15 protein-coding genes are annotated in these 23,508 nt (G+C 41.0%); 6 read left to right on the plus strand and 9 right to left on the minus strand.

The features are described from left to right. The first annotated feature begins 985 nt into the window (after positions 1-985). On the plus strand, positions 986-1,522 hold the full coding sequence (locus M0Q51_00005; GenBank protein ID MCK9398360.1) for a hypothetical protein: 537 nt from the start codon (positions 986-988) through the stop codon (positions 1,520-1,522). A 185-nt stretch (positions 1,523-1,707) separates the two neighbouring features. On the opposite strand, the gene M0Q51_00010 is transcribed toward M0Q51_00005, so the two are convergent. The 3 genes from M0Q51_00010 to M0Q51_00020 all read right to left on the minus strand — a co-directional run bounded on the left by M0Q51_00010 (position 1,708) and on the right by M0Q51_00020 (position 3,697). After that, the gene (locus M0Q51_00010) at positions 1,708-1,911 is read right to left on the minus strand and encodes a type II toxin-antitoxin system HicB family antitoxin (protein ID MCK9398361.1); all 204 of its coding nucleotides are present in this window, start codon (positions 1,909-1,911) and stop codon (positions 1,708-1,710) included. 72 nt (positions 1,912-1,983) lie between these two features. After that, positions 1,984-3,108 (minus strand): TonB family protein, encoded by a 1,125-nt coding sequence (locus M0Q51_00015; GenBank protein MCK9398362.1) that lies wholly within the window; start codon positions 3,106-3,108, stop codon positions 1,984-1,986. Beyond that, positions 3,092-3,697 (minus strand): sigma-70 family RNA polymerase sigma factor, encoded by a 606-nt coding sequence (locus M0Q51_00020; GenBank protein MCK9398363.1) that lies wholly within the window; start codon positions 3,695-3,697, stop codon positions 3,092-3,094. Before M0Q51_00020 ends, M0Q51_00015 begins: the two co-directional genes overlap by 17 nt. A gap of 144 nt (positions 3,698-3,841) precedes the next feature. Between M0Q51_00020 and M0Q51_00025 the strand changes: the two genes are divergently transcribed. Then, positions 3,842-4,522, plus strand: a complete 681-nt coding sequence (locus tag M0Q51_00025) for an energy transducer TonB (protein MCK9398364.1) — start codon at positions 3,842-3,844, stop codon at positions 4,520-4,522. A 17-nt stretch (positions 4,523-4,539) separates the two neighbouring features. Then, complete coding sequence (locus tag M0Q51_00030) at positions 4,540-6,852, plus strand: TonB family protein (GenBank protein ID MCK9398365.1); 2,313 nt, start codon at positions 4,540-4,542, stop codon at positions 6,850-6,852. Positions 6,853-6,857: 5 nt separating this feature from the next. Here the strand turns inward: M0Q51_00030 and nifJ are convergent, their stop codons facing one another. Continuing rightward, the gene (gene nifJ, locus M0Q51_00035) at positions 6,858-10,391 is read right to left on the minus strand and encodes a pyruvate:ferredoxin (flavodoxin) oxidoreductase (protein ID MCK9398366.1); all 3,534 of its coding nucleotides are present in this window, start codon (positions 10,389-10,391) and stop codon (positions 6,858-6,860) included. Between the two features lie 302 nt (positions 10,392-10,693). Between nifJ and M0Q51_00040 the strand changes: the two genes are divergently transcribed. Next, complete coding sequence (locus M0Q51_00040; protein ID MCK9398367.1) at positions 10,694-11,704, plus strand: dihydroorotate dehydrogenase-like protein; 1,011 nt, start codon at positions 10,694-10,696, stop codon at positions 11,702-11,704. A 56-nt stretch (positions 11,705-11,760) separates the two neighbouring features. Here the strand turns inward: M0Q51_00040 and M0Q51_00045 are convergent, their stop codons facing one another. The 5 genes from M0Q51_00045 to M0Q51_00065 form a co-directional block, all read right to left on the minus strand. Beyond that, positions 11,761-14,718, minus strand: a complete 2,958-nt coding sequence (locus tag M0Q51_00045) for a GH92 family glycosyl hydrolase (GenBank protein ID MCK9398368.1) — start codon at positions 14,716-14,718, stop codon at positions 11,761-11,763. Between the two features lie 12 nt (positions 14,719-14,730). Then, positions 14,731-15,708: a N(4)-(beta-N-acetylglucosaminyl)-L-asparaginase gene (locus tag M0Q51_00050; GenBank protein MCK9398369.1), complete on the minus strand. Its 978-nt coding sequence runs from the start codon at positions 15,706-15,708 to the stop codon at positions 14,731-14,733. 1 nt (position 15,709) lies between these two features. Further along, on the minus strand, positions 15,710-16,882 hold the full coding sequence (locus M0Q51_00055; protein ID MCK9398370.1) for an MFS transporter: 1,173 nt from the start codon (positions 16,880-16,882) through the stop codon (positions 15,710-15,712). A 214-nt stretch (positions 16,883-17,096) separates the two neighbouring features. Further along, the gene (locus M0Q51_00060; protein MCK9398371.1) at positions 17,097-17,903 is read right to left on the minus strand and encodes a hypothetical protein; all 807 of its coding nucleotides are present in this window, start codon (positions 17,901-17,903) and stop codon (positions 17,097-17,099) included. Continuing rightward, positions 17,896-18,477: a sigma-70 family RNA polymerase sigma factor gene (locus tag M0Q51_00065; protein ID MCK9398372.1), complete on the minus strand. Its 582-nt coding sequence runs from the start codon at positions 18,475-18,477 to the stop codon at positions 17,896-17,898. The genes M0Q51_00060 and M0Q51_00065 overlap by 8 nt, the downstream gene beginning before the upstream one ends. A gap of 310 nt (positions 18,478-18,787) precedes the next feature. On the opposite strand from M0Q51_00065, the gene M0Q51_00070 reads away from it, so the two are divergent. Then, on the plus strand, positions 18,788-20,017 hold the full coding sequence (locus tag M0Q51_00070) for a T9SS type A sorting domain-containing protein (protein ID MCK9398373.1): 1,230 nt from the start codon (positions 18,788-18,790) through the stop codon (positions 20,015-20,017). Positions 20,018-20,139: 122 nt separating this feature from the next. Beyond that, on the plus strand, positions 20,140-23,484 hold the full coding sequence (locus M0Q51_00075; protein ID MCK9398374.1) for a CHAT domain-containing protein: 3,345 nt from the start codon (positions 20,140-20,142) through the stop codon (positions 23,482-23,484). Positions 23,485-23,508 lie beyond the last annotated feature (24 nt).

Below are 23,508 nucleotides of genomic sequence, written 5' to 3' on the forward strand. Positions count from 1 at the left end.
GCTGTTAATATCGAGAATAACTCTTCGAGTTATTTCCCGAAATTAACAGCAATATCAATACAAATAGAGTTAATAAATTCAATTAAGAAAAGTGAATTCGTGGTCTAAAAAATGGGGAGTAGTAAATCAAGCCGTTTAAATTGGTGATGTTTGTTTCAATAATTGTAACATCTCCCTCAATTTGCGTACACCCTGGATAAAGGCTTTGAAAATAATCGATTTGAGTCTGTGTGGTAAATGTGATGCCTTCCGGTAAGCAGGATTGCGATGAAGCCGATATCTGGATAAATAAAAGAATTGATAATACCAGAGATAATATTTTCATAAGGCCTGGTTTTTGGTTTAGAATCTTTAAAGGTACAAATAACTATTGACTAACGTCTTGATATCATTATTTTGGATTAATCCAGAACAATGTAATTTGTTTTCTGAGGTTATTAAAAAAATGAAAATTCCTAAGAACCTCTACAACACTCTTTTTTACATTGAACACAGAGCTTTTTATTTCGCGACGGATGAGGTGGTATTAAATAATTGTTAACCCCCATTATATTTTCTAAAAACCAAATAAAGATGAAAAAGGTTTATTGAAAGAAATAAAGAAATTATAGTAGGTTATTAGCCAGGCTATTTGTAAATGGATATTTCAACGCATTATGCGGAGACCGCCCTACATTGATTTGCGGTGGTCGGGAGCGCCCCCCCAATGTGTAACTTTGTTGTGTTCGTTCATTGTAGAGTCTCTATCGAAGCAGTAAGAGATACCAGTCAGTCTCTCGAGTTACTATTTTCTTTACTTTGCCAAATCTATAAATTCAAGTAGTAAGTGCAACACTTTTTCTAAAATTAGTCAAATAAATCATATCTTTACAAGGATTTAAAATAATATTACCCACCCTTATGCCTATTGGAATATATATGAATGCAGGGAAAGAGGGTATGAGGTGTTAGATGCAAGGCATTATTAACAACGAAACTCAAATCTATGGAACATTTATCTTTAATTTCCGTACCATGTAAATCTTACCTTGAAATTTTTGGGTTAATTGCATCGGTATTTGCATTAGGATTTTCTATTCTCTATTTTTTTCATCCTAGATTTTTAATATGTGTTTATTTAAGTGATACTGATAAATCATTAAAAGAAAATGTTGAGAGATTGAATATAAAAATTGAGAACGGGAATATAATTCATAGAAATATTGTTGAAATTAAATGTGAAGTAACTGCTATGCATTTCAATAATGATAAAGTTAAGACTTTGGAATTGGCGAAAAATGAAATCATCTTATTGAGGCATAAACAGGATCATTACACTTTTTATACTAAAAAGAAATGGACTGAAGATAAAATTGATAGTTCCAAAATAAATTATGATATAATTCGTGTTCGTATTTTAGCGCTAAATTTTCTTGGCATTAAGAAATATGCAGAAGGGTATTTTAGAATATTAGAATTAAATAATTGTGCGGATTGTGCTTCGGAAAACATTAGAAAATATAGAATAATACCCTGCCTCTAATCGGGAAACGTTCCAGCTGGCAATAACTTGCGGGATGCGCATCTCATACCATTTCGATTTAATGCGACGGTTCACTCATCATCGGATTCCAAGATATTGTAGCGGTTATAGTCTTGCAGCAAAAAAGGAAACAATTGATTAAATTCCCCGGAGGACATTAACATTCCCGCTGATGGTTTTCATAATCAAACTGCCAATTCCATCACGGTATCCTTGTTCTCAAGTTGAATATTCTTCATGTCGACAGATAAACAGCCTTCAACAGCATCATAAAGGTTATTTATCAGGTCTACCATCGACTCGCCTTGTGAAGCACAACCCGGAAGGGAAGGGACTTCAGCCCAATATCCACCTTCTTCAGCTTCGTGAATAATTACTTTTAATTTCATTTGTCAATTTTTTTCTAATCAATGATAAACCTTTGAGTAGGTTTTTACAAAATAAGTCATTTCCGGGCAAAATTACTTCAAGCTGAATTTTATTGGCAGGTTATATTGCACCCGGACCGGTTTACCCCTTTGCTTGCCGGGTATCCAGTTTGGCATTGATTTTACCACTCTTAATGCTTCTTCATCGCAGCCGCCGCCAATGCCTCTAAGTACCTGTACATCTGAAATAGAACCATCTTTATTGACCGCAAATGTCATAAAAACTCTTCCCTGGATGCCCGCCTTTTTTGTTGAATCGGGATAATGAATATTTTCAGTTAAAAACCGGTACAAAGCGGAATCTCCACCCGGAAATTCAGGCATAGACTCGACAACCATGAATATCTGAGCATCAGATTCAAGATCAGACATTTCACTATTATCTTCAGCAATTGCACTTTTTGACTGTACAATATTTTGAGTGGAACCTTTCTTTTCGCTTCTGTCAAGCTTTTCCTCAGTGTAATCTTTATCATTAGTGATAACCACCCCGCCAACAATATATTCTTCAATTATCAAATCATCATTTACTACCTCAACTATCTCTTCGGCTACTTCAACGGGCTGGTTAAATGCAATAACTTCCTGATTAATCACTGGCGGCAAAGATACTGCGGCAACTTCAATAGATCCGGATGACTGTTCCTGGACAGGTTTTATCGGGGAATTGATTTCATTTTGAGGCATATTTTTCTGAATATCTTCCGATATTTGGACCGGATTCTTTACTGCTTGCTCTGTAATTGGAACAATTTCATCAATAATAGTATCAGGCTGCATTACTGCCAATTGAGATTTTTCGATCGGACCGCGGAACATGAAGAACATCAGCACCGACAAGCCGATAAGACCTGCCAGACCGGCTGCAGCATACCAATATTTCATACGTGAAATCCGCGAATTGCCGGTCTTCGCCCTTTTCCCTGCAACAAAGAGCAAATCTGCCTGCAAATCCTCAACTTCCTGTCTGAGATCACTTGAACCATAATTTTGCATTCCTTCAAGCGCTTCACAGTCGAAATCAGATTTGGCAAGATGCTTTTCTACCAGAATCCGTTCTGCAGGACTGAGTTCATTTCGAAGGTAACGCTCCATCGCGTTGAGGGTCAGGTTGCCCGACACATCAAACAGGGATGATATATTATATTTTTCCGACATTTCGTGATTCTAGTCTGATCTTCAGGTTTCGTTTTCCATTCTGGACGTGGCTCTTTACTTCGTTTATGGAGTATCCGGTGATATCGCATACTTCCATGTATGATTTATCCATTAAATATACTAATTCAATGCATCGCCGTTGTGGTTCTTTCAAAGTTACCATTGCCGATTCCAGCTCCTTCAGTGTATATTCTTCCAATTCTACTTCTTGATGCAATTCCCCCGGAATTTCCATAAATACCCCATCATTTTTTTCTTCCGCCATTTCCATCCTCACAGGTTTGGCCTTTCTTAACATCATAAGGCAATGATTCCGGGTAACCGAATGCAACCAGCTTTTAAAATTTCGTATCTCATGCCGGAGAATATCTTCCATTAATCCTTCAAAGATCTCCATCACTGCATCTTTTGCACCATCCTTATCATTCAGATATTTCAGACAGACACCGTAAACCAGATGGGCATAGCGCTGGAAAAGCAAGGCGATTATCTCAGGATCAGCGTTTACACGATATTTCAGAATCAGCTCATGATCCGGGAGTTCATGAAAGTCCGGTTTATCCTGTTTTCGCATAAACCTGATAAACATATCGGGAACGGTTTAAAATAGAAGAAACAAATATGGTACCATGTAAAGCCTCCAGTCTTTTGGTTGTTTTAATGTTCCCATTTTATGGAAAATTAAATATCCCTGCATCCAATGGTAAAGATAACCTTTTAAAATCTTATAAAAATGGAAAGCAAAAAATCAAACCGGGCGAACCTGGAAATTAAAAAGGGGATTTTTCTCCGTATCGGGTTCATCGTTGCGCTGGCTGTCAGCCTGCTTGCTTTTGAATGGCAGACAAATGAAAAAAGCGTTTCATTAAACTTTGGTTCAAAATGGGAAGAGATTGATGAGCTTCTGCCGGTCAATACGCAGCAGCGGAAACTGCCTCCTCCCCCACCCGATCCAAAGCCAATTTACACCATCAACATTATAGATAAACCCGTTGCAATCACTGACGACTTGCCGTCCTTTGATGCGGGCGCTGATGGCAACTCTGTCATCCCCGAAATATTAAGGCTTCCGGAAGAGCCTTCAGATCCTAAGGAAGATACCATCTTCTGCGTAGTGGAAAAAATGCCTGAATTTCCAGGTGGTCTTCCGGCAATGTACGAGTTTCTCAGAAATAACATGGTATATCCCAAAATAGCCAGGGAGGCCAACATTCAGGGCATAGTACATTTAAGTTTTGTGGTTGAAAAAGACGGCAGCCTCTCTGATATCCTAATTGTTAGGTCTCCAGATCAGTTGCTTTCTGATGAAGCCTACAGGGTCGTTTCTGCAATGCCTGATTGGAGTCCTGGATTCCAAAGGAATAAACCGGTCAGGGTGAGTTTTAGCCTGCCAATCAGATTTACTTTACAATAACACTAAATATTAAAGTCATGAAACCGATCGTATCAATCGTTACACTATTATTTCTCTTGACGTCAGTACTATATATTTCCGGTCAGATCCTCTCGTCTCCGGAAGACAAAACCCTTTCCCCATATTTCTATATTCAATCTGATGATCCTGAGACTGACCGTCTTCCGCTTAAGTCTACCAGCGCCAAAGTCAATATTGCCGGTGTTATTGCCGATGTAACTATTACACAGAAATACACCAATGAAGGTAAAAAACCTATTGAAGCCATTTATGTTTTTCCGGCCTCCACCCAGGCTGCTGTCTATTCCATGGTTATGACCATCGGTGAAAGGGTGATCGTCGCACGGATCCAGGAAAGGGAAAAAGCCAGGCAGGAATATGAACAGGCTAAGAACAACGGGCAAAGCGCTTCGCTGCTGGAACAGGAGCGCCCCAATGTATTTACGATGAATGTTGCCAATATCATGCCCGGCGACCAGGTCCGCGTTGAATTGAAATATACTGAAGCCCTGGTCCCGGTCGACAGGATTTATCAATTTGTGTACCCGACCGTGGTTGGACCACGTTACAGCGGTAGTGCGAATGAAATTGCCTCTGCCGGAGAAGGCTGGAATGCTAATCCTTATACCACAGAAGGAATAGCACCGCTTTATGAAGTTGATATTAAAGTTAATCTCACAGGCGGGATGGCGCTTAAAGACATTAAATGCCCTTCGCATCAAACTGAAATCAATTACAGCGGATTGTCGAGAGCTTCAGTCAATCTTTCACCTTTGGAAAAATTTGGCGGAAACCGCGATTTCATCTTGAAATATCGTTTAGCCGGTCAGAAGATTGAGACAGGGGTTCTTCTGTTCCAGGGGGACAAGGAGAATTTCTTCCTGGCCATGGTGCAGCCGCCAGACCGCGTGTCGCCCGAGATGATCCCGCCGCGGGAGTATATCTTTATCATGGATGTTTCCGGCTCTATGAATGGTTACCCGATCGATATCTCTAAAAAGCTGCTGACTGACCTGATCAGCGGGCTAAAGCCAACTGACCGGTTCAACGTGATCCTGTTTGCCGGGGGATCTGAAATAATGGCTGAAAAATCATTACCGGCTGTAAAAGAAAATCTTGCGTCAGCCATCAGGTTCATCGAAAAAGAGAATGGCGGCGGAGGCACTGAACTTTTACCGGCTATGAAGAAAGCACTCAGTCTTCCAGGAACTGAAGGATATTCCCGGACTTTTATCATCGCTACAGATGGATATGTCACAGTTGAGAAAGAAGTATTTGACCTGGTCCGCAGGAGCCTCGGTGAAGCCAATTTCTTCGCATTCGGAATCGGAACCGGGGTGAACAGGTATCTTATTGAAGGCCTGGCTCATGCCGGGCAAGGCGAACCTTTCGTAGTTACCAAAGAGGAAGAAGCAGGTAAGTCGGCAGCTAAATTCCGGAAATACATATCAAATCCGGTATTAACTGATATCAAAATATCCTTTAACGATTTTGATGCTTATGACCTCGCCCAGGAATCATACCCGGATGTGTTTTCGGAAAGGCCGGTCATAATTTTCGGAAAATATAAGGGAATCCCAAAAGGAAAAATCGTTGTAACCGGAAAAGGAGGCCGTGAAGATGTGGAAACGCGCATTGATCTGGCTTCTATCCGGCCCGACGATGCTAATTCAGGCTTAAGGTACCTTTGGGCCAGGGAAAAGATCATGATGCTGGACGATCTTGCAAATTCCGGCTATGAGGGTCAAGACGTTGAAGACCAAGTTATAGCTCTCGGCCTGGAATACAACCTTCTCACGAGGCACACTTCCTTCATTGCAATAGATTCGGAAATAAGGAACACTGAAGGAAACAACATCACGATCAGGCAGCCCTTGCCGTTGCCACAGGGAGTCAGTAATTATGCTGTCGGAAGATGTGTCGGTGGCGTATCTGCAGTAATGAACAATAAAGCCAGCGCTGAAAGTAATATCAGTTATGAAATGGTTGTAGAGGATAACAATGCTGCTGATGAAAAATTTGTAATAGTCGAAAACCCGCCCGAATTTAAAGGTGGAGAAAAGGGGCTGGATGATTTTATTAAAATGCATCTTAAATATCCCGAAGTGTCTGCAAAAAATTATATCTCAGGCAGAGTAATCGTAGAATTCACTGTGGATACAGATGGTACAGTAAAGGATATCCGGATCCTTTATTCCCTTGACAATGCTACTGACCAGGAGGTGGTCCGTGTTGTGAAGCTGATGAGTGGAATGTGGAAACCTGCTGAACGTGATGGAAAACCGGTGGCTGCAAGAGTGGTTATAAGCAACTTTGTGTTCAAGCCTTAAAGGCTTTACTTCACCGAATATTCCATGGTCGCCAACCGTCTGTAGGTTTCAAACCTCCACCTGGCATTTTGTTCTGCCAAAGCATCCAAACGGGCCGCTTCGCTCGGGAAAGATTTCTTCAAAGAAGCATAACGTACTTCCCCGTCGAGGAATCCCTGGAACTGATTCCAGTCAGGTTCTTTGGAGTCTAGTTGGAACGGATTCTTGCCTTCAGCTTCCAGCAATGGATTATAGCGGTAAAGCTGCCAGTAACCTGCATTAACCGCAAGCTCCTGTTCGTATTGTGTCCTCCCCATCCCATTACGGATGCCATGATTGATACAGGGAGAATAAGCAATAATAAGGGAAGGTCCCGGGTAAGCTTCCGCTTCTTTGAGAGCCTTGAAATATTGGTTCTGGCTGGCGCCCATGGCTACCTGGGCCACATAAACGTAACCATAGCTGATAGCCATCAACCCAAGGTCTTTTTTCCGGATCTTCTTGCCGGACGCAGCAAATTTAGCCACAGCCCCGGCCGGTGTTGATTTTGAAGCCTGCCCGCCTGTGTTGGAGTAAACTTCTGTGTCAAGAACCAGGACATTGAGGTCTTCGCCAGAGGCCAGGACATGGTCAAGTCCGCCATAACCGATATCATAGGCCCATCCGTCTCCACCGAAAATCCAAATCGATTTTTTCACCAGGTACTGCTTTAAACTGAGTATTTCGGCCGCTATAGGGTCTTTCGTCTTTTCCAGCAACGGGATAAGCTTTTTGGAAGCCTCTCCGGAACCTTCTGCCGATAACATACTATCAATCCATTCCTGATAGGCAGCCTTCAGATTTTCAGGCAAGCCAACCTTCATGGCATCCTTCATCCTCATTGCAATCCTTTCCCTGAGCTTACTGACACCAATCGACACACCATAGCCATATTCGGCATTATCTTCAAACAAAGAGTTTGCCCAGGCCGGACCATGACCACTGATATTATTTGGCCGGTAAGGAGTTGAGGGTGCAGACCCGCCATAGATCGAGGAACATCCCGTTGCATTAGCGACGATCATCCGTTCTCCATATAATTGGGTAATTACCTTGATGTAAGGGGTTTCTCCGCAACCGGCGCATGCACCGGAGAATTCGAACAGCGGCTGTGCAAACTGACTGTTCTTAACAGATTGTTCTTTTGGAACAATGTTATCTTTGTAGGTGACATTCTTTGAGATGTAATCCCATCTTCCGACTTCTCCCAGCTGGGTTTCCAGCGGCTCCATGACGAGCGCCTTTTCTTTGGACGGGCAGTTATCCGCACAATTTCCACAACCGGTGCAATCAAGCACGCTGACCTGGATACGGAAATGATAGCCGGCGAGTTTACCCTTGGTCTCCTGCGTATGTGTCCCTTCAGGGGCATTCTTCAATTCCTCGTCCGAAATCAAAAATGGTCTGATACAGGCGTGGGGGCAAACATAAGCGCATTGATTACATTGGATGCAATGCTCAACCTGCCATTCCGGGACATTGACCGCAATACCTCTTTTTTCAAATTCAGTGGTCCCTGGCATGAAGGTGCCGTCTTCCCGGTCGAGGAAAGCGCTTACCGGTAAATCATCGCCTTTCATTTGATTAACCGGAATGGCAAAATTCTTAATAAAATCAGGGACATCTGGTTCCTCTTTCTTATCTACTCCATCCAGCTTTTTCCAAGCCACAGGGACTTCAACCTTAATGACAGCAGCACCTGCATCAACAGCTGCATTATTCATCTTAACAATCTCTTCTCCCTTATTTCCGAATGATTTCCGGATCATTCTCTTCATTTCTTCCCCGGCAAGCTCATAAGGGATAACACCTGAAATCCTGAAAAATGCCGATTGCATGATGGTATTGGTTCGGTTGCCCAATCCTATTTCCTCAGCAATTTTAGTCGCGTTGATGATGTAAAAATTAATATCGTTTTCTGCCAGGTATTTTTTCATAGAATCCGGCAGTTTGGTTTTCGTTTCTTCAACGTCCCAAATGCTGTTTAGCAGGAAAGTCCCTCCCTTTTTCAACCCTTTCATCATATTATATTTATCAAGGTAGGAAGGAACATGGCAGGCAACAAAATCGGGTGTAGTGACCAGGTAAGTTGACCTGATGGGTTTGTCGCCGAAACGGAGATGAGAAGTGGTGATACCGCCGGATTTCTTTGAATCATAGGCAAAATAAGCCTGACAATATTTGTCGGTATTATCACCTATGATTTTGATGGAGTTTTTATTGGCGCCGACCGTTCCATCGGAACCTAATCCATAGAATTTTCCTTCGAAAGTACCTTTTGGCACGACACTGAACTCTGACAGTATTGGAAGCGAAGTAAAGGTTACATCATCCACGATACCCACAGTGAACCTGTTTTTCGGTTCATTTAGCTTAAGATTTTCAAACACGGAGATAATCATTGAAGGAGTTGTATCCTTGGAACTCAGCCCGTAACGGCCACCGACCACTAGAGGGGCATCTTTTTTGCCATAGAAAATATCCTTAATATCAAGGTAAAGAGGTTCTCCATTGGCACCTGGCTCTTTAGTGCGATCAAGGACGGCAATCCGCTTCACTGATTTAGGAAGGACATTCAGGAAATATTTTTCTGAGAACGGGCGGTATAGATGAACAGTGACCAGTCCAACCTTTTCTCCTTTTCCAACCAGGTAATCGATGGTTTCCTTCACCGTTTCGGTAACCGATCCCATGGCAATGATAATGTTTGCTGCATCCGGCGCTCCATAATAAACAAAAGGATGATATTCCCTGCCGGTCAGTTTGGTTATTTCCTGCATATAGGATTCCACAAAGTCAGGTATCGGATGATAGAACCGGTTCCCGGCTTCCCTGGCCTGGAAGTAAATATCGGGATTTTGAGCAGTACCACGGGTAACGGGGTGTTCCGGGTTGAGGGCCCGGTTCCTGAAAGCCTGGACTGCTTCAAAATCCAGAAGTTTGGCCATATCTTCATTTTCAAAATATTCAACTTTCTGGATTTCATGAGAAGTCCTGAAGCCATCAAAGAAATGCAGGAAAGGTATCCTTGACTTGATCGCCACCAGATGGGCTATAGCGGCAATATCCATGATTTCCTGCACACTGCCTGTAGCCAGCATCGCGAATCCAGTCTGCCTCGTGCTCATCACATCACTGTGATCACCAAAAATGGAAAGGGCATGAGCTGCAAGACTTCTGGCACTAACATGGAAGACGCCCGGGAGTAATTCACCTGAAATCTTGTACATATTCGGGATCATAAGTAACAATCCCTGCGAAGCAGTGAAAGTCGTGGTCAATACCCCTGACTGAAGCGAACCATGAACAGCACCCGCTGCCCCGGCCTCCGATTGCATTTCGGCAACCTTTAATGTATCTCCAAATATATTTTTACGGCCATAAGCAGCCCATTCATCAACATATTCCGCCATGGTAGAAGAAGGAGTGATCGGATAGATCGCAGCCAGCTCACTGAACATATAAGCCACATGCGCTGCAGCGTAATTACCATCGCAGGTTGTAAACTTTTTATTTTTCATAACAAGTTATATTTTAATGCTTTAAGATAATATTATCGTCCTTAAAAAATCAGCACGAAATTACTAAATAATATGTACCCGGACGGACAGGCCGTCTAAAATCGGTCGTCAAAGGTCTAATTTATAACCATTTTAGATTAACTTTCTGAACCATTTTTATACCCATGATCTATCCAGAAAACTGATACTTTTTCAAGGAATAACGTTTGACGATTTCTTCTCAAAAAAAATTCCTTGTTTATATAGGCAGGTTTATCTATTTTTACGACCCTAAAAGGTGTTAAAATTTAAAATGATTAATTATGGATCTTTCAACGACATATCTGGGCCTCAAGCTTAAAAATCCAATCATCGTGGGGGCCAGTAACCTGGTTACCGACCTGAATTTTTTGAAGAAACTTGAAGAGGCAGGTGCCTCAGCCATCGTTTATAAATCATTATTTGAAGAACAAATCCAACTGGAAAACCTGGAGAACTATCAGGCGGAAGAGGATTATGGGACCCGCCATGCCGAGATGAGCTCAATGTTCCCGGCTAGCGTGGATACCGGCCCTGAAGATTTTCTTTTACATCTTGCAAAAGCCAAACAATCACTGAAGATACCTCTTATCGCCAGCCTTAATGCTGTTTACGATGACACCTGGTATGAGTATGCCAAAAAGATCGAGGAAACCGGTGTCGATGCTATCGAACTTAATTTTTATGCTGTCCCGAGAGAATTCGACATTGACGATAACTCAATCCTTCAGGAACAACTTGATACGCTTGAAGGAGTGAAAAAAGCTGTGAAAATACCGGTCAGTGTAAAGTTAAGCCCTTTTTATACGAATCCGCTTTATTGTATCGGGGAGTTGGATAAAAAAGGGGCTGATGGCTTTGTCCTTTTTAACCGTTTATTTCAACCGGATATCGATCTTGATAAAGAAGGTTTACATTACCCCTATATGTTAAGTAATGAGGAAGATAACCGCCTTCCGCTTCGATTTGCCGGGTTGCTTTACAGTAACATAAAAGGCAATATTTGCAGCAACACAGGTATTTTTACAGGCAAAGATGTAATTAAAATGATCATAGCTGGTGCCGATTGCGTCCAGGTAGTCAGTACTATTTACAAACATGGGCCAAGACAGATCGGAAAAATCCTGGAGGAAATAGAAGAATGGATGAAATTGAAAAAATATCAATCCCTGGCTGATTTCAAAGGTAAATTGGCGAAGGTGAATATCAAAGATCCATATGCTTACCAGCGGGCACAATATGTTGATATCCTGATGCGCTCCAATGAGATCTTTAAAAAATATCCGATAAGATAAAGGATGATAGACATTTATTAAGAGGGTGCATTTTTTAATGTGCCCTTTTTTTAGCATTACTCCACAGTAATTTCATCTATAAAAATCCATGTCTTTTCCCCAGCCCCCACATGCCAGTCAGGACAGGCTTCCTTGTTCGTTGCATGAACCCGGATATATCTGACCCCCTCATTCAATCCGTCTTTTTTAAATTCTTTTATTACAGCTTCAGGAATATTATCCGCCAGATTATTTTCAATGATCGCCACAGTCTTGAAATCATAAAGTGTCCTGGAAACGGAAAATTCAACTTTCTCGGGCATGAATATCCAGGAACGTTGGTCCTGGAGAAATGTAGCAGCGATCTTAGTAACATTAGCGACCTTCCCAATATCTATTACTGCTTCAAAGTCAACTCCGTGGTATCCCTGCCAGGAACCGGTCCTGAAATTGGGACCGCCATGTTGGCCGTCAACAAGCGCCATATCACCACCTCCCGTGTACTGGTTGTTGTAAGGATTTTTTATCGAAATGGTCCAAGCATGATGAATTTGATAAAATGATGCCCTGGTAATCTTACTCGGAATATTAGAATCCAGAGCAGCATATGCGTTAAAAGAGGTAGAACGGTCAATAATAACAGGATCATGATAAACTGCGGATGCTGAATCTGGCAATTTGTCATCGAAACTATAATAAATCCTGGCCCCAGGATTATTATGGCGGAGTTTAATTGTGACAGTGTCTTGAAAGGAACCGGAAGGAGCTTCAAAAAAGGGTACAGGCGTTATGATATGGTCAGAAATTCCGGATACCGGCCAGTTTCCGGGTTCGGATGCCCAGTCCGTATCAGGATGTGAACCCATCTCGAATGTCAGAGTTCCGCCTTTTATTATAACCTCATGGTCAAGATAAGATTTATCATAGTATTCCCCATTCAGGTCGGCAGATTGAACGTAGATATTGGATGCATTATTATTATTGGCATTAATAATGAAATCCTTTCCATCTTCGAGATGGATCCTGATTTCTTCGAAAAGAGGGCTGCCAAGAGTGTAATATCCTAATCCGGGGGTGACGGGGTAAAATCCCATGGCACTTAATACAAACCAGGCGGACATTTGCCCGCAGTCTTCATTTCCGCACAAACCAGATGGCTCAGAACCATATAAGTCCTTCATGATCTCCCTGACCAGCTTTTGTGTTTTATAAGGTTTTCCGGTGAAATTATATAGGTAGGCCATGTGATGGCTGGGCTCATTTCCATGTGCATACTGGCCGATCAACCCGGTAATGTCAGATTGTTGGCGGCCGCTTAATCCACCTGAATCAGAAAACATTTTATCCAGTTTCTTTTCAAAAAATCCATCACCTCCCATCAAATCCTTTAATCCGCTGATGTCCTGCGGGACATAGAAAGTATATTGCCATGTATTAGCTTCAGTTAACATAAAATTCACCTCTGACGGATCGAATGGCATGGTGAACATACCGTTTCTTTTACCCCTGAGGAACCGGGTATCGGGATCGAATAAATTTTTATAATACTGAGCCCGCTGAATAAAATACCGGTAATCATTCTCTTTCCCTAACTTTTTGGCCATCATGGCGATACACCAGTCATCATAAGCATATTCAAGGGTTTTGGATATCGCTTCCCCTTCCATTTCTGCCGGTATATAACCTAATTCCTTGTAATACTTAAGTCCGGCATTATCCTGTTCTGCACTGCTTCGTATGGCAGAATAAGCCTTTTCAGCATTAAAACTGTCAATCCCTTTCAGGTATGCATCAACAATTACCGGTACTGCGTGATACCCGATCATGCAATTGGTTTCATTTCCTGCTAATTCCCATACCGGCAGCAAACCAGCCTTTTCGTAAATATCAAGAAAGGTTTGAATGAAGTCTGCCGTTCGCTCAGGTTGAAGAATTGTCATCAAAGGATGTAAGGCCCGGTAAGTATCCCAGAGGGAAAAAACAGTATAAACTTCGAAGTCAATAGCTTGATGCACCTTTCCATCATTCCCTCTGTATCGGCCAACAGAATCAGAAAAAAGATTTGGAGCTAAATAGCAATGATAGAGTGCAGTATAAAACTTTTTACGGTCATCCTTGCCGCCTCCTTTGACTTCGACCCTGCCAAGCTCTTTAATCCATGCATCTTCAGCTTGTTTCCTGACCCGGTTAAACTGCCAGTCAGGTATTTCAGTAATCAGGTTCTTTCTGGCTCCTTCAACGCTAACACCAGAGATTCCGACTCTAACCAGGATTTTTTCATTTTCTTCAGTTTTGTACCTCACATAAGCCTGAACATCATCCCCTGATGCATTATCGGTATTTTCGGAGATCTCTCCATTAGTGGCAGTTCCATAAGAATCAAAAGGGCGGGAGAATATAGCATAGAAATAAACGGATTGGTCGGCAGCCCAACCGGATGATTTCCTGTAACCGCTGATTTCATGATCGTTAATGATCTGGATGGATAAATCCAGGTTTTCCTCAGTCACAACAGATTCTTTAAGGTCGATGATAATACAGGCCTCTTCCGAGCGAGGAAAAGTATACTGGTGGAATCCGCATCGCCTGGTGACGGTAAAAGCCGCATCTATCTTGTAATCTTCCAGGAATACCTGGTAATAGCCAGGTGAAGCATTTTCCTTCTTATGTGAGAACTGTGATTGGTATCCTGATGCGGGTTCATTCTCAGCACCGGGTCTGATCTGTAAACTGCCAACTGTTGGCATAAACCTGATATCGCCATAATCACCCACTCCTGTACCGCTTAAGTGTGTATGTGAAAAGCCCATGATGGTAGAATCGGAATAATGATATCCCGAACATCCGTCCCAGTTATCCTTCCGGGTATCCGGGCTAAGCTGTACCATTCCAAAAGGAAGAGTGGCACCGGGAAAGGTATGGCCATGGCCACCCGTACCTATGAAAGGATCAACAAGAGTTAATAAATTTTTATGGTTATTACCCGAACATCCCATTAGTAAAATAAGGAAAATAAGCCAAATTGATTTTTTCATTCAGGATGAATTTTAGATATAACTTGAAGAAGTTACCACTTCATTTAAACTTTGATTATGTATGGCATATCTAAACCCCGACTGTAAGGCGAAAGCTCCGGATTGACCTGATTTATTCAACGCAAGGAGGCCGACCTGGTAATCTTTAAAATCAGGATTTTTTTTTGCGATTCGCTGGATTGCTTCCTGGCAGGCTTCCTGAGGCGTTGCGCCATTTCTCATCAGTTCTACCACAAGAAAGGAGCTCAATGCTCGCATAACCAATTCACCAAGGCCGGTGGCAACCGCAGCACCCACTTCATTATCTACGTACAGACCTGCACCTATGATTGGTGAATCACCAACCCGTCCATGCATCTTGAATGCCAGCCCGCTGGTTGAGCATCCGCCGGAAATATTACCATTCTGATCCATAGCTAATAAACCAACGGTGTCATGATTTTCAATATTAATAACCGGTTGGTAATGGCTTTGCACTTTCCATTCTTCCCAGGCTTTCCGGGCCTTGTCGGTTAACAGGTTATGGCGTTCAAAACCATTTTCCAGGGCAAATTGCAAAGCACCATCTCCGGACAGCATAACATGGGGAGTTTTTTCCATGACAAGCCGTGCAATGGAAATGGGATGGACAATTTCACTTAGAAAGGTCACAGATCCTGCCTGGCCGTTTTCATCCATAATACATGCATCAAGCGTGACTATACCTTCACGGTCTGGAAGGCCGCCAATACCAACGGACATATTATCTGCATCAGCTTCAATGACCCGGATACCCTCCTCAACAGCATCAAGTGCCCTTCCGCCTGCAGACATTAATTTCCAGGCCACAGTATTTGCATTGAAACCAAAATCCCATGTCGATATCACAAGAGGATAATCAGCATTTCCTGGATTACTGAAATCTTTTTGTGAAATTCCAATTTTTGGATCCATCAGCAATCCCGCAGAGACCATGGACCCCTGAATAATAAATTTTCTCCTGTCCATCATTTTAATTTGAAATTGATTCTTTAGGTTTTATGAAAGATATCGAAAGAATAAATAGAACACATGCCAAGGGTACTACAAAGGCAATCATTGTAGAAGTTAAATCCGCGATCAGACCCATGAGAGGCGGGATTAATGCGCCACCTACAATAGCGGCAACCATTAATCCTGAAAGCTCATTACTCCTGGCAGGCATCGCATCAACTGTGATGCTGAAAACCAAAGGAAAAATATTAGCAAAACCGAGGCCGATCATTACAATGCCGGTCATGGCAACAACCTGGACTCCTGCAAATAGCCCCATAAATCCCACAATTGAAACCAAGACTGATATTTTGAGAAAGGTCTTTGCGGAAAGCCAATTAAGGATAATAGCACCTATAAAACGGCCGGTCATTAAGGCAATGAAAAAAAACAAGGTTCCAAGTAGTCCGAGTTTGGCAATATCTAGTCCGAATGAATCCTGCAAATATATTGGCAGACCGGAACTCATTGACACTTCAGCGCCCACATAAAGAAAAATTCCCAAAACCATCAGAAATATATATTTATTTTTTAATAGCGATAAACTTGAGGCAAATGTAGCCTTAACGACCTTTTCATTATTCTGTCCCTTGATTCTGGTCATCCATAACCAAATAATAGTAAGTAAAACCAAAACTGAATAAACAGGAAACAGTATTTTCCAGTCAGCATCCCAGTAATTGGCTGCTGCCAGGGGTATGAGTGCACCAGACAATGATCCTATGGCTTTGATAAATTGTGCCAGGGATAAATTCTTTGAATATTTTCCAGGGGCAGATATATCTCTCATCAGGGGGTTTCCTGAAACCTGCAGAAAGGTAGCACCGGCGCCAAGCATGAGAATCCCAGCCAGCAAGGCAATAAAAGAAGAGAATTTACCTATTAAAGGGATCATTAACCCTAAAAGTGCAAGATAAAGGCCGGTCAGAAGAATAGATTTTTTGCCGTATTTATCCTGAACCACCCCGATAGGAATGGATAGCAAACCAAACATAAGAAATCCCATGAACGGGATCATCTGTGCCATTAAATTGGAAAGTTGGAACTCCTGTTTGATCAATCCGGTAAGGGGTCCGACTACATCGCCGAATCCCATGCACAGAAAAGCGAGAAAAACAGGGAAAGAAGCAAAAGGATTTTTTTTCCGGATCATTCGTTTCGATTGTTGGGTTAATTCCCGAAAATAAAATAATCTTAAACAAAGCGAATATAACCAGATTTTTAATATCAATTCAGAAGTATGAAATGAAAGATTAAAGAGGAATATGCAATAATAATAAAGGGTGCCCCCCGGCACCCTTTACTTAAACCCAAAATCATGAAAAAACAATGTATTATTTCTTCAATCTGGTATTAATCCAAGAATTCTAAAAAGGTAATATCAAAAAGAACAAATTATTTAGAAATTTTTTACTTTTCTCATTCTTTTTAATTTTCTCAAGTATGCTCTTTGCATCCTTTGAATAGTAATGATCTGGTGTTGAGGCAATTGATTCAAATATTTTATTAGCATGATCAACATTTCCTGCTACTAAATGAGAAAGACCGAGGTACCATTCTGCATTTTCAATGTAAAGATTATCTCCGTCCTGAATAATTGACTCAAACATTTGAATTGCTTTTGAATAGTTTTTTATTTCAATGTTTGAGATACCGGAGTAATACATAACGGCAAAATTCTTCACATCATTAATCAGGATTTTGTCAAATAGACCATCGGCAGCTTGAAAATCGTTTTTGCTGAAATATAAAAGTGCTTCAACCATATTACTGTTACCAGAACGGGAAACACCAATTGTTTGGCCAGACTTGTAATACATTTTAAACAGTTTCTCAGGGGAATAACTACCAGGATTGATAAGGATCAAGCTACCTGTGACCAAAACAATCAGAAGTAACGATGCGGCGGCATACCAGTATTTCCTGGTAAATTGAATAACTTTGACGAATTTCCTGCTTGAAAGATTCAATTCATTCTGCGCTAAAATACATTTAGCCCTGAAATCAAGCAAATCCTGTTGGCTGAGGATTTTTTCCAGATCCTTCTCAAGATGATATTCCAACGCAAGATCGTGATTGATGGATAATTCCATTTCGAAACTTTTCATACCGGCTTCGTCCAATTCATTTCCGATATAACTGTCGATCCATTCCGTGTATCTCATTTTATTCATAATCAACTAGATATTTTTTGAAATTCGGGTCGTTTATTATTGAATTTTTTAATTTCTCCTTACACATAAATTTTCGGGTTTTAGCATATTTCTCTGTCTTAAAACCCATAATTTCAGCAATTTCTTTTAAAGAAGTCTTACCCAAAAACAATTGCAGAATCTTTTGACAATCTTCACTGAGTTTAAGGAAATGTTGCTGGAAAAGCCGGTATTTCTCGTGCTCTTCTTCTGGTTGTTCCAGATAAAGATTATCCTGCAATTCACTTAAATCTTCCATCTCCAGAAACTCATTGCTGAAAACACGTCTGTCCAGCCTCTGAAGCCACAAATTCCTGCAAATCGAATATAAAAATGTTTTAAAAGAACTCGTTAAAAACAGGTCTTCCCTGGCAATTTTTTTAAATAGCACAATAAGTGCATCCTGAAATACATCTTCGGCATCAGTTTCAGTTCCGGAGTTAGTTGTGATCAGAAATTTGATAGTAGGGTAATATTCTTTGTACACATAACTGATTATCCCACTATCTCGTTTCTTTAGACCATCTATTATAGCTTCATCAGTATAAAAAGTCATTCATCGGTCGTTTATCATTTTTTTGCTAAAAGGTAATACGAAAAAAAGATTAAAAAGTTAATTATTTTTATCAACCAACATTCGACAAAATTAATGACATATTTTATTGTTTTTTTGATTTAAATTAACGTACTTTGCAATAGATTATTACCGAGACTGCTTATTTCTTTTAATCTTCCAACTTTTTTTTAAAAAACCGTATTACCTTTACATAGGTTTTCGGATTAAATTATGAAAGAGGTATAGCCGCTTAAAAATCCTTTTTCACTCAACCGGATTTAATTGTTTAACGAACGCCAAATTCAAAATCATGGAAAAAGCAATCTTAAGGACGCTGTGCCTGAGCCTCCTTTTATTAAGCACTACTGCATTCTCTCAAGGCAACTTTAATTTTAACGGGCAAGTTACATATCATGATAACTACCCAATGACTGGAGTTATAGCTCATCTCACCGATTCGATCGGTAATGTCATCGACAGTGCCACCACTAATAATGGCGGGCATTACACATTTCACAATGTCGCACCCGGTAATTATACGATTACGTTTACGACCGGTGAAGACTCCGGAGGTATCAACCTCACCGATCCTTTCATTGTCATACAACGATTGTTAAATCTTTGCACTTTCACTCCTATCCAGGAATTAGCCTCAGATGTAGATGGAGACGGAACCTTAACCTGGGATGATTATGATTTAATCCTCCTCGGTTACATGAACGAAGGAGACCCATTTCCAATCGGCCCCTGGGTTTTTGAAACAGCTTCAGTTACTATTCCCACAGCAGCAAGGGAAGGATTCACTACAAGGGGGGGGTCTTCAGGAGATGTTAATGGATCCTTAGTGCCTGATCCGAAAATCAGCTCTATTTTTCTTAACAATCCTGTAATGAGTTTAAACGTAGGTCCTTCAGACCCAATCGATTTTAAACTGACCGGTGCAGGAAACCTGGAAATCGCCGGCATGCACCTGGTTATAAGGATACCTGAAGGTTTAAGCGTGCTTAGCGTTGAATCTCCCATTTCAACAGCTAAAATTTCCATTTTACGAGACCAGGTCAGGGTGACATGGATTGATAAGTCACAGCAGGCGTTTGAAATTACGGACGGAATGCCCCTGTTGGTTATTACAACAAAAACAACGGGTGCGTCCCGTGACGGAAAAAGTTATAGCCTTAAGTTGAGTGATGAAAGCCACTTCATTAATGCAAACGGGGAATTGATCTCCGGGGTAAGTCTCATACTTCCGACAATCAACCTTATTGCAAAAAAAGATATTGCACTGACAGTATACCCGAATCCCTTCATGGAGAATGCCAACCTTAACTACCTGCTCCCAGGGGAGGGACACGTCATCATTTCCCTTTTCGACCAGGCAGGAAGACTTGTTCAGGAAATAGTAAACGGTGACTGTCAAGCCGGCAATCATCAGGCTAAAATTAACGGCGCCGACCTGATACCGGGCATTTACTATTACAGCATCATATACAATGGCAGCGACCAATTTAAAAGTACGGGAACAATAATTAAATCCAAATAAGCGGCGTTCTTTTTATTAAATCCAAAAAGGGGTGCCGGCAGGTACTCCTTTTTTTTATTTATCTCTGGCAGCTTTGAAAAATTATATAATTTAGCCTGTGACGGCAATAAACTGTCAACAGGATGAAAAGCGCACCTCCTCTTTTCTTTCTTTCTAACTTCAGTCATTCGATCTGGCTTTTCTTGAGCTATCTGATCATTTCTTCGGGTTTGTTTCTGTCAGTTCCCGATATTTCTGCACAAACCGCAAACCAGGAAGAATTACTTAAACAAAAAGCCCTTCTATTTAAAAACAGGATCGAATATGACAGCGCCCTTATCTATTATAGTAAATTAAGTGATTTACTTGAAACGACAGGAGATAAAAAAGAGGAAATCCTGAACGAGTTAAACTTTTGCGACATTTATGTTCTACAGAGAAATTTCGTACAGGCGCAGGCAGGTTTGGAAGAAGCTGCAAATAAAATTCACAAAGGGTTTCCAGACGATATCGACCTTGGACCCGAACTTTACCAGGTGAAAGGCAGTTATCTGCTTGCACAAGGGGAAATGGATTCTGCAAAACTTTATCTTGAACGATCCATCAAATTAAGAACCGCTCACTGTGGAACACAGGATACATCTTTGCATTATGCATACAATAAACTGGGAAATCTCTACCTGGCAAAGGCAAACTATGATTTAGCCTTTGATTGCCATCAAACAGCATTAGTGCTTTCCCTGAAAAAGAGCAATCCCGTAAATTTCTTAACGGCCTCTTCTTACCAGAACCTGGGTATTGCCGCGCACATGAAAGGTGATTACAAACTGGCTGAAGACTGTTATACCAAATCATTGCACCTCAAGGAAGAGCTATTTGGTCAGAACGATCCTGCACTGGCTAGGATTTATATAAATCTCGGCAAGTTTTCCATGGACCTTTCTAAATATGACCAGGCACTCGAATATTATGATAAAGCTGAGCAACTGCTTTTATCTCGTTTTGACCGGAATGATTTAATCTTTGCTTATGTTTATTTGAATAAAGGAAATATATTTACGCTAAAAGGAGATTATGAGAAATCCATCAGTTATTTATCAAAAGCCCGTTCCATACGTGAAAAAGTTTTAGGCACTAATAATGTGGAAGTCTTAAGTGCGTTAATGGATTTAGGCTATGTTTATGAAAAGAAAGGTGAATTAAACAGGGCCATTGATTTCTATACCCAATCCACGAAAATTAAGGACAATCCATTCATTATTAAAGCTTATAGAAACCTTGGCAATATTTATAAAACATTAAATGAACCCGATAGTGCCGATAAGTATTATAATTTATCGATTGATTTTGCTAATAAATTCTTCTCAGGGAACAGCTATGACCTCGCCCTTTGTTATCAATATTATGGTATGTTTCTGGAAAAATCGAGAAATAATGATAAATCACAGTGGTATTACGCCAAGGCAGCAGACATCTTCATCCAGTTATTTGGCACCAAGAATAAAGACCTGTCAAAAATATTCCTCCTTCAAAGTGAGTATTTCCTGGCAAAAGCTGATTATAATTCTGCTTTGATTAAGATTCAGGGAGCCTTAACGGCCCTATTGCCTGGATTTGAAGAGTCGGACCCAAGAATTAATCCCAAAATTGAAGATATCGTACTTGACCTTTATTTGCCGAATGCCTTGAGTCTTAAGGCAAAAGCTCTGTATCTGCAGTACCTGCAAAACAAAAACATTAAAGATTTAAATTTAAGTCTGGAAACCATAGACCTGACTCTTGCGGTAATTGAAGAAATACGAAAAACTTATAATGAGGAAGAAAGCCAGATGATCTTAAATAAAGATGCAAGAACCGTCATTGATCTGGGAGTAATGGTTACTTACAGTCTTTATAAAGCAACTGAAGATAAAAAATATTTAGCTGATGCCTTTCATTTCATTGAAAAGGGTCAGGCCATTATTTTGCTTAGCGCCTTGCGAGGGTTGGATGCACAATCGGATACCGATATACCCCATAATGTGCTGGATCTTGAAAATACGCTTTCCCGGGAGCTTGCCACTTACAATGGCTTTCTTTACCAGGAAAGGCAGAAGAAAGTTCCTGACCCGGGAAAGTTGCAATTGTGGAGTGACAAGATATTCAGCCTCAGGCTTTCCCATGACAGCTTATTGTCTTCGTACAAAAAATCATACCCTGAATATTTCAGGCTTAAATATGACTTCACTACGATCTCTGCAGATTCGGCAATAAAAAGTTTACCAACTGATCAAGCCATCATAGAATATCATGTGACAGATTCATTGGTGTTTGGTTTTATTCTTTCAGACGGATTATTATCCGCTGAAATATTAGGCAACAAATCCAGCCTGATCAGGAAGCTTGACAGTCTTCGGCAATTTTTCATCCGGAATGAATATTTCAATGCCGGACAGCAGGAATTCGAAGTTCTCACTACAATTTCTACCAAGCTTTATAATATATTGATCCTTCCGTTTGAAAAGGCAATTCCAGGAAAAAGGTTAATTATCATTCCCGATGGTGAGTTGGGTTATTTGTCGTTTGATCTGCTGTTAAAAGAAAAACCCATAAATAAATCGCAAGGCTACAATGATCTGCCCTGGCTTATCAGGAGTAATCCGATAAGTTACAGTAGTTCATCAACAATTCATTTCGAGCAATCCAGCCAACTTACCCGGAAAGTTACCGGAAAATTGATTGCTTTCGCCCCGTCTTATAATTACACAAGGAACACCAGAAATGCCGGCCTTATTGATTCTGTCATGCTGAAGCTCTCTCCTATCAAAGGGACTAAAGAGGAAATCAATGCTATTTCCGGCCAGTTTCAAACAAAAAAGTTATTTGATCTAAAGGCTACGGAAACCTATTTCAAAGAACATGCCGGGGAATATAGTATTTTGCACCTGGCTATGCACACAATTATTGACAATCAAAACCCATTGTATTCCAAACTTGTTTTTACACTCCCGGAACCTGGTTCTCCGGATGATGGTTACCTCAATACCTATGAACTGTTTGGCCTTCATCTGCCAGGACAACTTGCTGTTTTAAGCGCCTGCAATACAGGCAGCGGAAAACTCGAGCGCGGCGAAGGGATCATCAGCCTGGCCAGGGGATTTTTTTATGCCGGTATCCCAAGTGTGGTAATGACTTTATGGGAGATAGAGGACCATAGCAGCGCAAATCTCATGGCCATGTTTTACGAAAATCTAAAAATCGGCCTGCCAAATGACATCGCTCTTCAGCGGGCCAAGATCGCTTACCTGGAAGGTGCCGGAAAACTGCAGTCACATCCTTATTTCTGGGCAGGTTATGTATGTATCGGCAAAACTGATCCTGTGATATATACAACAACAGCCTGGAAGCCATTACATTTTGTCTTGATAACAGGTGGTATTTTATTATTTTTCACGATCATTTATTTTTTTATTAACAGGCGGGTATATTTTCATATAAAGTGGTATTAAACAATAAATAATATTGCTTTCAGT

The sequence above is a fragment of the Bacteroidales bacterium genome, assembly GCA_023229505.1.
Classification (GTDB): domain Bacteria; phylum Bacteroidota; class Bacteroidia; order Bacteroidales; family JAGOPY01; genus JAGOPY01.